Source organism: Cupriavidus pinatubonensis (assembly GCF_019602855.1).
GTDB lineage: Bacteria > Pseudomonadota > Gammaproteobacteria > Burkholderiales > Burkholderiaceae > Cupriavidus > Cupriavidus pinatubonensis.
This window is the reverse complement of record NZ_CP080766.1, coordinates 162,667-175,642: the sequence shown is the minus strand read 5'-3', so window position 1 is coordinate 175,642 and position 12,976 is coordinate 162,667. Positions and strand designations below refer to the sequence as shown.

At 66.0% G+C, this 12,976-nt stretch carries 13 protein-coding genes; 5 read left to right on the top strand and 8 right to left on the bottom strand.

Annotated features, from left to right (window positions below):
- Positions 1 to 59: 59 nt before the first annotated feature.
- From K2O51_RS00870 to K2O51_RS00850, 5 genes are all read left to right on the top strand, one after another.
- Positions 60 to 2,384 carry an FdhF/YdeP family oxidoreductase gene (locus tag K2O51_RS00870; protein ID WP_220630369.1) on the top strand — a complete coding sequence of 775 codons (2,325 nt, stop codon included), beginning with the start codon at positions 60 to 62 and terminating at the stop codon, positions 2,382 to 2,384.
- Positions 2,385 to 2,419: 35 nt separating this feature from the next.
- Positions 2,420 to 3,292 (top strand): formate dehydrogenase accessory sulfurtransferase FdhD, encoded by an 873-nt coding sequence (fdhD, locus tag K2O51_RS00865; RefSeq protein ID WP_011300214.1) that lies wholly within the window; start codon positions 2,420 to 2,422, stop codon positions 3,290 to 3,292.
- Complete coding sequence (locus tag K2O51_RS00860) at positions 3,286 to 4,506, top strand: molybdopterin molybdotransferase MoeA (protein WP_220630368.1); 1,221 nt, start codon at positions 3,286 to 3,288, stop codon at positions 4,504 to 4,506. The genes fdhD and K2O51_RS00860 overlap by 7 nt, the downstream gene beginning before the upstream one ends.
- Before the next feature lie 78 nt (positions 4,507 to 4,584).
- The gene (locus tag K2O51_RS00855; RefSeq protein ID WP_220630367.1) at positions 4,585 to 6,024 is read left to right on the top strand and encodes an aminotransferase-like domain-containing protein; all 1,440 of its coding nucleotides are present in this window, start codon (positions 4,585 to 4,587) and stop codon (positions 6,022 to 6,024) included.
- 5 nt (positions 6,025 to 6,029) lie between these two features.
- Positions 6,030 to 6,317, top strand: a complete 288-nt coding sequence (locus K2O51_RS00850) for a helix-turn-helix domain-containing protein (RefSeq protein ID WP_011300217.1) — start codon at positions 6,030 to 6,032, stop codon at positions 6,315 to 6,317.
- Between the two features lie 55 nt (positions 6,318 to 6,372).
- Here K2O51_RS00850 and K2O51_RS00845 read toward each other — a convergent pair whose 3' ends face one another.
- The 8 genes from K2O51_RS00845 to K2O51_RS00810 form a co-directional block, all read right to left on the bottom strand.
- Positions 6,373 to 7,185, bottom strand: coding sequence for an HlyD family secretion protein (locus K2O51_RS00845; RefSeq protein WP_220630366.1), 813 nt, complete (start codon positions 7,183 to 7,185; stop codon positions 6,373 to 6,375).
- Complete coding sequence (locus K2O51_RS00840; RefSeq protein WP_041680173.1) at positions 7,182 to 7,394, bottom strand: DUF1656 domain-containing protein; 213 nt, start codon at positions 7,392 to 7,394, stop codon at positions 7,182 to 7,184. Before K2O51_RS00840 ends, K2O51_RS00845 begins: the two co-directional genes overlap by 4 nt.
- Positions 7,381 to 9,462 (bottom strand): FUSC family protein, encoded by a 2,082-nt coding sequence (locus tag K2O51_RS00835; protein WP_220630365.1) that lies wholly within the window; start codon positions 9,460 to 9,462, stop codon positions 7,381 to 7,383. Before K2O51_RS00835 ends, K2O51_RS00840 begins: the two co-directional genes overlap by 14 nt.
- Positions 9,463 to 9,471: 9 nt before the next feature.
- On the bottom strand, positions 9,472 to 9,609 hold the full coding sequence (locus tag K2O51_RS00830) for a DUF2474 domain-containing protein (RefSeq protein ID WP_011300221.1): 138 nt from the start codon (positions 9,607 to 9,609) through the stop codon (positions 9,472 to 9,474).
- Positions 9,609 to 10,616 (bottom strand): cytochrome d ubiquinol oxidase subunit II, encoded by a 1,008-nt coding sequence (cydB, locus tag K2O51_RS00825; protein ID WP_140950854.1) that lies wholly within the window; start codon positions 10,614 to 10,616, stop codon positions 9,609 to 9,611. Before cydB ends, K2O51_RS00830 begins: the two co-directional genes overlap by 1 nt.
- A gap of 13 nt (positions 10,617 to 10,629) precedes the next feature.
- The gene (locus K2O51_RS00820) at positions 10,630 to 12,081 is read right to left on the bottom strand and encodes a cytochrome ubiquinol oxidase subunit I (RefSeq protein WP_220630364.1); all 1,452 of its coding nucleotides are present in this window, start codon (positions 12,079 to 12,081) and stop codon (positions 10,630 to 10,632) included.
- Positions 12,082 to 12,309: 228 nt separating this feature from the next.
- The gene (locus K2O51_RS00815) at positions 12,310 to 12,570 is read right to left on the bottom strand and encodes a hypothetical protein (RefSeq protein WP_220630363.1); all 261 of its coding nucleotides are present in this window, start codon (positions 12,568 to 12,570) and stop codon (positions 12,310 to 12,312) included.
- 50 nt (positions 12,571 to 12,620) lie between these two features.
- The gene (locus K2O51_RS00810) at positions 12,621 to 12,881 is read right to left on the bottom strand and encodes a hypothetical protein (RefSeq protein ID WP_011300225.1); all 261 of its coding nucleotides are present in this window, start codon (positions 12,879 to 12,881) and stop codon (positions 12,621 to 12,623) included.
- Positions 12,882 to 12,976: the final 95 nt, after the last annotated feature.

Genomic DNA, 12,976 nt, shown 5'->3' with positions numbered 1-12,976 from the left:
GATCTGGCCAAACCGATTGACAGGCCAGTCACCGCCCCCCGCCAGACAGGACACACGCCATGAGCTCGCCGAAGCCCGAGAAAGGCCACATCGCCCCATACACCCATCCCGCCGCCGGCTGGGGTGCGCTGAAGTACGTTGCCATCAACCTCGTCAAGGAGCAGGTTGCCGGTGGCAAGTACAAGATGCTGTTCAAGCAGAACCAGGCCGATGGCTTCGACTGCCCCGGCTGCGCATGGCCCGATCGACAGCACGCTTCGACCTTCGAGTTCTGCGAGAACGGAGTCAAGGCCGTCGCCGCGGAAGCGACCAGCATGCGTGTCACGCCCGAGTTTTTCGCGCAGCATACGGTCACGTCGCTGCTCGAACAGACCGATTACGAGCTGGAGCAGCACGGCCGCCTCACGCACCCGATGGTGTACGACGCGCAGACCGACAAGTACCGCGCCATTGCGTGGGACGAAGCGTTTGCACTGATCGGTCGCCACCTGCGCGCATTGCCGGACCCGAACCAGGCAGCGTTCTATACATCGGGCCGTGCCAGCAACGAGGCAGCGTTCCTGTACCAGTTGTTCGTGCGCGCCTACGGCACCAACAATTTCCCGGACTGCTCGAACATGTGCCACGAGGCCACAAGCCGTGGCCTGCCCAAGACCATTGGCGTAGGCAAGGCAACGGTGGTGCTCGACGACTTCGAGCATGCCGACACCATCCTGCTGTTCGGCCACAACGCTGCCACCAACCACCCCCGCATGCTCGGCGAGCTGCGCGAGTGCGCACGGCGCGGCGCGACCATTGTGTCGATCAATCCGCTGCGCGAACGCGGCCTGGAGCGCTTTACCAGCCCGCAGCATCCAGTCGAAATGCTCACCGGCTCCAGCACGAAGATCGCGTCGATGTTCGTGCAGCCGAAGCTCGGCGGGGATTTCGCGCTGATCAAGGGCATGGCCAAGCGGCTGGTCGAACTCGACGACGAAGCGATCCGGCACGGCCAGGCGCGACTGATCGACGTCGACTTCGTGCGCGAGCACACGATCGGCTTCGGTGCCTTCGTCGAGGACCTGCGCGTGGAGAGCTGGGCCGATATTGTCGCGGAATCAGGCGTCCCGCTGCCGGACATCGATGCGCTGGCCCGTGTCTATGCGCGCGGCCAGCGCGTGATTGCGTGCTGGGGCATGGGCCTGACGCAACACAAGCATTCGGTGCCGACCGTGCAGATCCTGTCGAACCTGATGATGATGCGCGGCAACATCGGCCGGGCCGGGGCCGGCCTGCTGCCGGTGCGCGGGCATTCGAATGTGCAGGGCGATCGCACCGTCGGCATCGAGGAAAAGCCGGACGATGCGTTCCTGGACCGCCTCAAGGCTGCCTTCGGCTTCGAGCCGCCGCGCGACCATGGCTATGACGTGGTGGAAACCATCGAGGCGATGCTGGAGGGCAAGGTGAAAGTCTTCATCGGCCTGGGCGGCAACTTCTCGACGGCTACTCCCGATACGCCGCGTACGCACGAAGGCCTGCGCCAGTGTGCATTGACTGTGAACATTGCCACCAAGCTCAACCGTAGCCACCTGATACACGGCAAGGAATCGCTGATCCTGCCGACGCTGGGCCGCACGGAGATTGATGAACAGGACGGCGTGGCACAGGGCGTGACCGTCGAGGATTCGGTCTGCATGGTGCATATCTCGTTCGGCATGAACAAGCCGGCGTCGCAGCACCTGCTGTCCGAGACCGCCATCGTTGCGCGCATGGCCGCGGCGACGCTGGGCTCGGAGAAGATCGACTGGCTCTGGTACGTGCAGGACTATGCGCGCATCCGCGATGCGATCGAGATGGTGATCGACGGCTTTGAAAACTACAACGAACGCGTTGCCGTGCCAGGCGGCTTCCACCTGACGCCTGCCGCGTGCAACCGCGAGTGGCACACGCCGTCGGGCAAGGCGCAGTTCCTCGTCCATGCGATCGACAAGGACACCCCGATCCACCGCGCGCGCGAGCAGTACGGCGACAAGCTGCTGGTGCTGATGACCACGCGCTCGCACGACCAGTACAACACGACAATCTATGGCCTCGACGACCGCTACCGCGGGGTGTTCGGGCTGCGCCGCGTGGTGTTCATCAGCGCGGCCGACCTGGCGCGGCTGGGACTCTCGGCCGGGCAGCGTGTCGATATCACGAGCGTCTGGGACGACGGCGTGCAACGCCGGGTACAGGACTTCGAACTGGTCCAGTACGACATTCCCGAAGGTTGCGTCGGTGCGTACTACCCCGAGACCAATCCGCTGGTGCCGCTCGAAAGCATCGGCGATGGCTGCGGCACGCCGACGTCGAAGTCAGTGCCCGTGCTGCTGACGCCGTCGCGTCTCCAGGCTGCCGCTGCCTGACGTAGAAGTATCGCTCCTATCCTTGCGAGACCATCATGGAATGCACTGAACTCGTTGAACACCACGGCTATGCCGCACGCAGCATCGTCCGCCACAAGGGCGGCGCGGTGAAGCCCGCCATGGACAACGTGGCGGAGGAGCTTCCCGTGGCCCTGGTGTACAACGGCATCTCGCATGCGGTGATGATGGCCACGCCGCTGGATCTCGAAGCGTTTGCCGTGGGCTTCTCGCTGACCGAAGGCATCGTCAGCCACAACGCGCAGATCCATGACATCGATGTGCGGGTCCACGCGCACAGCGCCGAAGTGCACCTCCAGATCAGCGAACAGGCCTTCGCCGCGATGAAGGCGCGCAAGCGCGCGCTGGCCGGCCGCACGGGCTGTGGTGTCTGCGGCATCGAAAGCCTCGAACTGCTCGACCTCGAGCCCACGCCAATGCGGATGCCGGCAACGCGGTTGCAGCCGACGCCGGAAATGATCGGCCGCGTGGCAGCCGCGCTGCCTTCGCACCAGCGGCTGATGTGTGAAACCGGCGGCGTCCACGCGGCGGCATGGTGCAATGCGCACGGGGAAATCCTGCACGTCTTCGAGGATGTCGGCCGGCATAACGGCCTGGACAAGCTGATCGGCCATCTGGCGATGCAGCGCGTGAACATGAACGACGGCTTCGTCTTCCTGTCGAGCCGCGCGAGCTATGAACTGGTGCGCAAGGCCGCGCGCATGAACATCCAGATGCTGGCGACCATTTCCGCGCCGACGTCGCTGGCCATCCGGATTGCGGCGCAGGCCGGCCTGCGCCTGCTTAGCTTTTGCCGGAAGGACGGCTATGTCGAATATACCGGCGCAGCATTCGATGACAGCTGCGGTCCTCAGGCCGAAGGTGTTCTCGAAGGAGCGGCAGCATGCTGAGCTTCGACGAGGCACAGGCAATCTTCGCCAATGCCGCAGAGCCGGTGCGCGAGACCGAAACCTTATGGCTGGGGCTGGCAACCGGCCGCGTGCTGGCCAGCGACCTAGTCGCCGTGACCGACACGCCGTCGGCCGACCGCAGTGCGATGGATGGCTATGCGGTGCGTTGCGAGGACTGGCAGGGTGGCGCATGCCTGCCTGTGCAGCAGGTGGTGTACGCCGGCACCCGGCCGCAGGCGCTGCGTCCCGGCCATGCCATCCGCATTTACACGGGCGCGGTGATCCCTGCCGGGGCCGATGCCGTGGTCGCGCAGGAAGATGCCGAGGAAAATTTTCGCGGCGTAACCTGTAACCGAACGCCGCTCGTTGGCCAGCATATCCGCCGCCAGGGCGAGGATGTCCGCCGTGGCGAGATGCTGCTGCCAGCCGGAACGCTGATCGAAGCCGGCCATATTGCCGCGCTGGCCTCGCAGGGGCTTGTCCATGTGCCGGTCTGCCGGCTGGTCGAAATTGCCATCCTGACGTCTGGCGACGAGGTGGCGGCCAACGATGAACCGCGCGACGTTTACCAGGTGCATGACGTCAACGGGCCGATGCTCGAGTCGCTCGTGCAGTCCATGGGAGCCGTCGTGCGCTGCCACCGCCATGTGCGTGACGACGAGCGCGTGCTGCACCATGCATTGCGCGAGCTGGCCGGCCATGCCGACCTTGTCCTCGTGACCGGGGGTGCGTCGGTCGGCCAGCGTGATCTGGTGGCCGCGGCGCTGGCCTCGGCTGGCGGCGAGCTGCTTTGCCGCGGCGTCAACATGCGGCCCGGCAAGCCGGTGACGATCGGACGCCTGCGCGGCAAGCCCGTGGTCTGCCTGCCGGGCAATCCGGCGGCGGCCTATACCACCTTTGCGCTGCTGGTGACGCCGTTGCTGCGCCGGCTGCAAGGCCGGACCCGGCTGTTTCCGCCGGTGAGCCGGGTCCGCGCGGCACTGGCCGGCGCACGCGTGCCGCCGTGCGATGCGTTCTGGCGGGTGGGAGAGGTTGGCTACTCCGGCGACCCTGGCAGCCAGGAAGGCCTGGTCCACGTCGCCGCGCAGCAGGGCGCAGCCGCCGTGTCGGCGCTCGGGCAGGCCAGCGGCTTTGTCCGGGTAGGTCCGAAGAACGCCGGCCAGCTCCACCATGTGTCGTTGCCGTACTATGATCTCCATCGTTGGCTTGGCTAAGGACTGCCTGCGGACGGAGACCCGGCGCCCAGGTGCCCGGGAAGGCGCAACCGGATCGGCCACCGAGGGGAGCGCGGCGTGAAACTCTATGAAAAACTGGCTGCCGACATCGAAGCGCTGGTGAAGCAGGGGGTGCTGCTGCCCGGCGAGCGGATTCCGTCCGTGCGCCAGGCCAGCCAGCACCACCGCATGAGCATCACTACGGTGATCCGGGCCTATGTGCTGCTGGAAAGCCGCGGCATCATCGAAAGCCGGCCGCAATCCGGCTATTTCGTGCGTCCGCGTTCCGGAGAGACCGCGGTCGAGTTGCTGCCGTCGCGGCCAAGCGCCAAGCCTTCCGCGGTCGACGTCAGCGCACTGGTGCTGTCCACACTGCGCTCGATCCGCTCGGACGACGCCGTCCCGCTGGGCTCACCCTATCCCGATGCCGCGCTGTTCCCGTGGCAACGCATCAACCAGTACGCGAACAATATCGCGCGGCGCTATGCCAAGTGGACCATGCTGGACGATCTGCCGCCGGGCAGACCTGAGCTGATCCGTCAGATTTCCCGCCGCTACCTGGAGAACGGCTACGCGGTAAACCCGAACGAGCTGATCGTCACGATCGGCGCGACCGAGGCCATCAACCTCTGCCTGCAGGCCGTGGCAAAGCCCGGCGATACGATCGCGGTGGAGTCCCCGACTTTCTACGCGATGCTGCACGCGATCGAGCGGCTGGGCATGCGCGCGATCGAAGTCGCGACCGATCCGGTCGAGGGCATCGACATTGACGCGCTGGCACGGCTGATCGACGAGAAAAGCGTCGCCGCCTGCATGGTCATGCCCAATTTCCAGAATCCGCTCGGCTTCCAGATGCCCGACGAGAAGAAGCGCGCGCTGGTGGAAATGCTCACGAGCAAGGACATCCCTGTCATCGAGAATGACGTCTATGGCGAGCTGTACTATGGCGAGGCCCATCCGAGTTCGCTCAAGGCGTTCGACACCGCCGGCATCGTGCTGCACTGCTCGTCGTTTTCCAAGACGCTGACCAACGCCTACCGCATCGGCTGGGCGCTGCCGGGCCGCTACCGCGGCGCCGTCGAGCGGCTCAAGTTCCTGAACACGCTGACCACGCCAGCCATCCCGCAACTGGCGATCGCCGAGTTCCTGAAGAACGACGGCTACGACTTCCACCTGCGGCGCGTGCGCAAGGCCTATGCGCAGCAGGCCAGCATCATGGCGGCTACGGTGCGCAGGTTTTTCCCGGAGGGCACGACCACATCGCGTCCGGCCGGCGGCTATGTCCTGTGGGTGCAGCTTCCCGAAGGTATCGATGCCATGGAGATGTACCACGCGGCGCTGGAACACCGTATTACCGTTGCGCCGGGGCATATGTTTGCACCTGGCGCGACCTACGACAACTGCATCCGGCTGAACTACAGCGCTGAATGGTCGCCAGGTATCGAATCGGCCGTCCAGACGTTGGGCAAGGTTGCCACGCACCTGCTTGCCAAGCGGTCGAGCGGGCGAGGAGAGTAAACGCGATGTCTGATCCCGGCAACGAACAGAACGGCGACGGCATCGATCCCGCCATTGTGGAAGTCCTGCTCGTCCTGCGGGAGGCCGGCATCGAGAACGGCGCCACGCCGTGGTCGCTGCCCAAGATCGCCAAGCGCGCACAGTTGCCAATGAGCGTACTGCGCCGGGTGCTCACGCAATTACAGGCGGCCGGCCTGGCCGATGTCAGCGTCGAAGCGGATGGCCGCGGGCACGCCAGCCTGACACAGGAAGGCGCGGCGCTTGCCGCGCAGCTGTTTCCCGATCCTTTCTGAATCCCGTTCAGTCTTCTGCAAGGGCAACGGCTGCACACGGCATTGCCGCTTGCTTTCAGTCATGCGACGCGCTTCTTACCCGGATCGTGGCCGTCTGGCCGGCGACCAGATGCATGCCGGGCGGCACCTCGTCGAGCGCAACGCGGACCGGGATACGTTGGGCAAGGCGTACCCAATTGAACGTCGGGTTGACGGTCGGCAACAGGTTCGGCCCGCTGCTGCGGTCCTGGTCGTCGATGCCCGGGGCGATGCTGACGACATGCCCGCGCAGCGCCGTGCTCTGGCCCATGATCCGTACGTCGGCCGCGGCGCCGACGCGGATTGCGGGCAGTTTGGTTTCTTCGAAATAGCCTTCGACGTACTGCGACCCGCTGGCGACCACCGAGAGCGCGGGCCGGCCACGATTCACGAAGTCGCCGGTGCGGGGCAGATGGTCCGCGACGTGGCCGTCGACCGGGCTGGCCACGCGGCAGCGCGCCAGGTCGAGGCTGGCCGCGTCCACTGCCGCGTCTGCCTGGTCGAGGCGCGCCTGTGCGGTGGCCATGTCCGCCTTGCCGGCGCGCACCAGCGCTGCACGTGCGGCGTTGGCCGCGCCCTGCGCCTGTTTCAGGGCCACGCGAAAGCGCGCTTCGTCCACCACGAACAGCAACTGGCCGCGCTTCACTTGCGCATTGTCGGCAACAAGGACTTGTGCGACGAGCCCCGATACGTCGGGCGCAACCTGTACCACCTCCGCACGGACCCGGCCGTCTCGCGTCCACGGTGCGCCGGTGTAGTACTGCCACAGATGCCATGCCGTCAGTACCGCCGCACCCACGGCGATCAGCGTGACAGCGACGGGGACAAAAAGGGAAAGCTTTCGATTCATGATGGGACCTCCCAGACGAGCGCGACCAGCGCGCCCAGTACGAGGATGTAGAGGGAAAAGTTAAACAGCGACCGGTGCCACACGAAGCGGTAGAAGCCGAGGCGGTCGAGCACGGTGCGCACGCCGGCCGTGACGGCGAACGCGGCCAGCATCCAGGCCAGCGTGGCGGGGACGAATACGCCGTACACGTTGAAGTCAGTGGCGTGCATGCGCACCTCCATCGGTCAGGGGTTGGGGTGGATACAGTGCGAGGCGCAGGCTGACGAGTGCCGCCAGTGCGGCGCGCGGGTAATTGCCTGACGGCGCGGCGAGCGTGGTCCAGGCCGCGTCGATCGTGACGGCCAGCGCCGGCGGCGGCGCAAGTTCGTGGCCGGCGCGCGAGCAATCGCGGTAATGGCGTGCCACGCCCGCCAGTGCGCGTTCGACCGCGCGACGGCGTGGCGCGGGCAGATCGGCGCAGGCGCGCCGCAGACCTAGCGCCGCGGATTCCACGAGGAATGTCCCGACGCCACCACCCATGCGATGCCGGCCGGCCACGGCCGGCCACTGGCGCAGCAGCCGGTCGAGCATGCGGCCTCTCAGACGCGCACTGTTGACCGGCGCACGCGGATGCGCCACCAGCGCAATCTCGCTCCAGTTGGCCCGGGCGAGCCGGTATGCCACGAGCTGCCTGCCGAAGGGTTGCATCAGTGCCGCCCACAGCGCGGAGAAGCACAGTGCCGCCAGGCTCGCGAGGCTGCTGTTGAAGATGTCGGCAAAGCGTGCAGCGGTCAGTTGCGGCGTGCCGGCGAACGATGCCGCCGTGACTGCCAGCAGCACGCCGAACAGGGCATAGCGCGACTGCGTCGTGAGCGCGCCGATCAAGAGATAAGGCCAGAACAGCAACAGCCCGAGCGCGCTGAAGTCATGGGCCATCACCAGCACCACGAACTGGTAGTACCAGGCCAGCAGCGCACAGGCGATGCTCCACACCACCACGCGCCCGGCCATCAGCCGCGGTTGCTCGGCGATTGCGATAAAGCAGCTTGCCAGCGCCGCCAGCCCGACCGGCCCCGCGCCGTCCACCCAGCCCGACGCCATCCACAGCAGGCCAGCGACAAGTGTCGCCATGCCGGCGGTGGCGGCGCGGAACAGCAGTTGGGCGTGGTCGTGGTGCCGGGCCTGTCCGGCCGGCTCGACGCGATAGCGAAGCACCGCGGGCTCCCCGGCGCCTTGCCGCAGGCTGGTTTGCAGCACGCGGCAGTCCTGCCACAGGTCGGACAGCTCGTCGAGGTATTCGCTGGTGGCCGCGACCAGCCGTTTGTGCCAGTCCGCATTGGCAGCCGGCATCGAACCCGCTGTTGGGCAAGCGTTCAGCGGTCGGCTGGCGTCGGCTTCACCGGCAATCCATGTCACGGTGGCGCGCAGGCGCTGCGCCACCGTGTCGGGCAGCCCTTCCGGGGAGCGGCGCAGGGCGGCGACAGCATCTGCCAGCGCAATGACGCGCGGCAACAGTGCGGCCATGCGCTGGTGCAGCGCGCGTGCGCGCCGAAGCGCCGGGCCGCTGTCGGTCTCATAGGCCAGCTGGGCAAGCTGCGCTTCCATGGCGACGATATCGGCGGCCAGCACGCTGAAGCTGTCGTGACGCCGTGCCGGGCTGGCGCCCGTGCCGAGCATGTCCTGGATCCAGCGCGATGCATGCGCAAGCCAGCCTGCCGCGCGCGAGGCCAGCGCCGGCCGGGTCCGCACAGGAAACACCACAGCACTGACCACGCTGGCGCAGACGATGCCGATCACGATTTCCTCGATGCGGGTCAGCGCCACGGCAAACACGCTGCCCGGAGCGGTCACCGTCGGCAGTGCCACGATCGGCAGCGTATAGGCGGCCAGCAGGCAGATGTAGTTGCGCGGTGCCGGCTCCAGCAGGGACAGGTAGAGCAGGGTGCCGGTCCAGCATGCGATCGCGGCCATGAGCAGCACGGGCTCGCCGATCAGCAGCGGCACCAGTGCCACGGCGCACAGCGCGCCGAGCAAGGTGCCGGCGACGCGGTAGGTGCCCTTCGCGTAGGTGGCACCGGCCAGCGGGCTGGAAACCAGGTACACCGTAGCGAACGCCCAGTAGGGGCGCGGCAGGCTCAGCGCCAATGCCGCGTACAACGCGAGCATGGCCGCGCCGAACACCTTGAGCGAATGGACCCACGGCGCAAGATCCGGCCGCGCGGCCCAGGCCGAGGCCAGCGCGCCGGCGGCGCGGCTGGCAGGCCGCCTGTCGCCGGAGGAGGTGCCGATGGATGCCATGCCTGCCTCTCAGGTCGAAAGGCCGGCCGCGCGCATCAGCAGCCGCATCAGGCAGGCAAAGGCGAACAACGTGCCGACACTTGCCGCCCACAGCGCCAGCAGCCAGCCGAGACGGCTTGCCAGCGTCGGCTTCGAGATCGTTGCCATCAGTGGTACCCCTCGCCGCGGCGGACCTTGCCACGGAACACGTAGTAGGACCACGACGTGTACGCCAGGATGATCGGCACGATGAACAGCGTGCCAACCAGCGCAAAGCCCTGGCTCTGCGGCGGCGACGACGCGGCCCAGATCGAGATCGACGGCGGGATGATGTTTGGCCAGACGCTGATCGCCAGCCCCGTATAGCCCATGAACACCATCAGCAGCGCGTACAGGAACGGCGCGGCATTCGGGTGCCTGTGCAGCGAACGCTGGATGCCCATGGCCGCACCGATCACCAGCAGCGGCACCGGCAGGAAGAAGAACAGGTTGGGCAGCGCGAACCAGCGCCCGGCGATGGCAGGGTGCGTGAGCGGCGTCCAGATGCTGACCGCGGCGATCATCGCCACCATCACGCCGGTCAGCACGTTTGTCACGCGCAGCATGGTCCATTGCAGCCGGCCCTCCGTCTTCATGATGAGCCACGTAACACCGAGGAATGCGTAGGTGATGACCACGCCCACGCCGGTGAAGAGCGGGAACGGTGCCAGCCAGTCGAGCGCGCCGCCGGTGTAGGTCGTGCCCTGCATGGCAATGCCATCAATATAGGCGCCCAGCGTCACACCCTGGAAGAATGCAGCGACGACCGAGCCCCACGTGAAGGCGGCGTCCCAGTACGGGCGGCTGCGATTGCTGGCCTTGAAGCGGAATTCGAATGCCACGCCGCGGAAGATCAGCCCCAGCAACATCAGCATGAGCGGCAGGTAGAACGCGCTGAGCAGCACCGAATAGGCGAGCGGGAAAGCGCCGAGCAGCGCCGCGCCGCCAAGCACGAGCCAGGTCTCGTTGCCGTCCCAGACCGGGGCGACGGTGTTCATCATCACGTCGCGGTCATGGCGGTCGCCGACAAAGGAGAAGAGGATGCCGATGCCCAGGTCGAATCCATCCATGATGACGTACATCATCACGCCGAAGAAGATCAGGCAGGCCCAGATGGCGGGGAGGTCGATACCCATGTTTTTCACCTGTTCAGGAATTGCGGTGGCCGTGGGGAGCCATGGCGGTGCGAGCGGAAGCCGCTGCGCTGACGGCGGCCGGAATGGCGCCGACAGTGCCGGGGCCATAGGGTTGCGGGTGGGCGTGCACGTGGTTGTCGGCAACGGGGCCGGCGCTCGCCAGCCTGAGCATGTAGCGGATGCCCACGCCGAAGACGATGAAATAGACGATGACGAACAGCGCTAGCGACAGTGCAACCGGGCCTGCGGCGTGCGCGGACACCGCGTCGTGGGTGCGCATCAGGCCGTAGACCACCCACGGCTGGCGCCCGATCTCGGTGGTCATCCAGCCTGCGAGCAGGGCGATCAGTCCTGCAGGACCCATGACCACGGCAAAGCGCAGGAACGCGCGGGACCGGTACACGGCGCCGTTGCGGCGCAGTAGCCAGCCGAGCAGGCCGTACAGGATCATCAGCACGCCCAGGCCGACCATGGTGCGGAAGGTGAAGAACAACACGGTCGCATTGGGTCGGTCGGCCTTGGGAAAGTCCTTCAGGCCGCGGATCTGCCCATCCAGCGTGTGCGTGAGGATCACGCTGCCCAGGCGCGGAATCTCGATCGCGTAGCGCGTTTCCTCACGTTCCATGTCGGGAATGCCGAAGACGATCAACGGGAAGCCATTCTTGTCGTCCTTCGCGGCGGTGTTCCAGTGGCCTTCCAGCGCGGCGATCTTGGCGGGCTGGTATTCGAGCGTATTGAGACCGTGCGCATCGCCGACCACGGCCTGCAACGGCGCGGTGACAAGCACCATCCACAGCGCAAGCGACAGCATCTTCTTCGCGGCGGGCACCGCGCGACCGTGCAGCAGTTGCCACGCTGACGCTGCCGCCACGAACAATGCCGTGGACAGCAACGCGGCAATCACCATATGCGCAAGGCGGTACGGGAACGACGGGTTGAAGATCACGGCGAGCCAGTCGGTCGGCACGACCTTGCCAGCCACGATGGCGTAGCCCGCGGGCGTGTGCATCCAGCTGTTGGACGCCAGGATCCATGTCGACGAGATCATGGTGCCGAGCGCGACCATCACCGTCGAGAAGAAGTGCAGCCCCGGGCCGACGCGGTTCCAGCCGAACAGCATCACGCCAAGAAAGCCGGCTTCGAGGAAGAAGGCGGTCAGCACTTCGTAGGTCAGCAGCGGGCCGGTAATGCCGCCAGCGAATTGCGAGAAGAACGACCAGTTGGTGCCGAACTCATAGGCCATGACCAGCCCGGACACCACGCCCATGCCGAAATTCAGGGCGAAGATCTTGACCCAGAACTGGTACAGCGTGCGGTAGACCGTGTCTTTGGTCAGCAGCCAGCGCGCTTCCAGGAAACCGAGGAAACAAGCCAGGCCAATGGTGATCGCGGGAAATAGGATGTGAAATGAAACCGTGAATCCGAACTGGATCCGGGCGAGTTCCAGCGCTGTAAGTCCATGCATCGATGTGCTCTCCGTGGGGTTGCCGCCGGTGTGATGGCGGGGCGCGCGACATTACGGAGAAGGGTAGGGAATACAGCTTGTGGGGGAGGGGTACAGTTGTTGAGGATGTGCGCAAGCTCAGTTGTGATGGAGTTCGCGCGGTTTGCTCCCCTCTCCCGTGGCGGGAGAGGGGCTGGGGGTGAGGGCGGGAGCGTCAACGAAGTGATCGCCGGCCCCCCCCCTCACGACTCAGTGCTGCAGCGCCTGAACGATGCCGCCGACGTTGTTCAGCATATTGCTCACGGTCTTGATGTCGACGTCGGTGCGGGTCGAAGCATCCACTTGCGTGACCGGAGCCACGATGGTGTTCGGGCTGAAGAACGACACGCCGGCGCCGCCCACGATGGCGTTGGTGCCGGAGTTCACGAAGATGCTGCCACCGCGCACGTCGCCCATCTTAGCGCTGTCGAGGTCCTGTTCGAGCAGGAGGTTCTGAATGGTCAAGGACATGATGGTCTCCTGGGTAGGCTGGATGAACGAGATATGGGCTTGGCGGGAAATCAGTGCTGCAAGCCGCGCACGATGCCGCCGACGTTGTTGAGCAGGTTGCTGATGCTCGAGAGGTCGATGTTCACGCGGCTCGAGGCGTCGACCTGAGTGACCGGGGCCACGATGATGTTGGGGCTGGCAAAGGACACGCCGGCACCACCCAGGATCGCGTTGATCGCGTTGTTCATGAACAGGCTGCCACCACGGACGGCGCCCATCCTGGCGTGATCGAGATCTTGTTCGACGGGCAGGTTCTGGATAGTCAGGGACATGATGGACTCCTTGGGTGTGCTGGTCTGGCTTTGGTTCAGGCGTCGGGTGTTGCGCTTGCAGGTATATATGCATGAGGTGTGCCAGTCCTTGTGTC

Coding starts and splice junctions, on each gene's coding strand:
- K2O51_RS00870 (WP_220630369.1), top strand. CDS start 60: ATGAGCTCGCCGAAGCCCGAGAAAGGCCACATCGCCCCATACACCCAT.
- fdhD (WP_011300214.1), top strand. CDS start 2,420: ATGGAATGCACTGAACTCGTTGAACACCACGGCTATGCCGCACGCAGC.
- K2O51_RS00860 (WP_220630368.1), top strand. CDS start 3,286: ATGCTGAGCTTCGACGAGGCACAGGCAATCTTCGCCAATGCCGCAGAG.
- K2O51_RS00850 (WP_011300217.1), top strand. CDS start 6,030: ATGTCTGATCCCGGCAACGAACAGAACGGCGACGGCATCGATCCCGCC.
- K2O51_RS00845 (WP_220630366.1), bottom strand. CDS start 7,185: ATGAATCGAAAGCTTTCCCTTTTTGTCCCCGTCGCTGTCACGCTGATC.
- K2O51_RS00840 (WP_041680173.1), bottom strand. CDS start 7,394: ATGCACGCCACTGACTTCAACGTGTACGGCGTATTCGTCCCCGCCACG.
- K2O51_RS00835 (WP_220630365.1), bottom strand. CDS start 9,462: ATGGCATCCATCGGCACCTCCTCCGGCGACAGGCGGCCTGCCAGCCGC.
- K2O51_RS00830 (WP_011300221.1), bottom strand. CDS start 9,609: ATGGCAACGATCTCGAAGCCGACGCTGGCAAGCCGTCTCGGCTGGCTG.
- cydB (WP_140950854.1), bottom strand. CDS start 10,616: ATGGGTATCGACCTCCCCGCCATCTGGGCCTGCCTGATCTTCTTCGGC.
- K2O51_RS00820 (WP_220630364.1), bottom strand. CDS start 12,081: ATGCATGGACTTACAGCGCTGGAACTCGCCCGGATCCAGTTCGGATTC.
- K2O51_RS00815 (WP_220630363.1), bottom strand. CDS start 12,570: ATGTCCTTGACCATTCAGAACCTCCTGCTCGAACAGGACCTCGACAGC.
- K2O51_RS00810 (WP_011300225.1), bottom strand. CDS start 12,881: ATGTCCCTGACTATCCAGAACCTGCCCGTCGAACAAGATCTCGATCAC.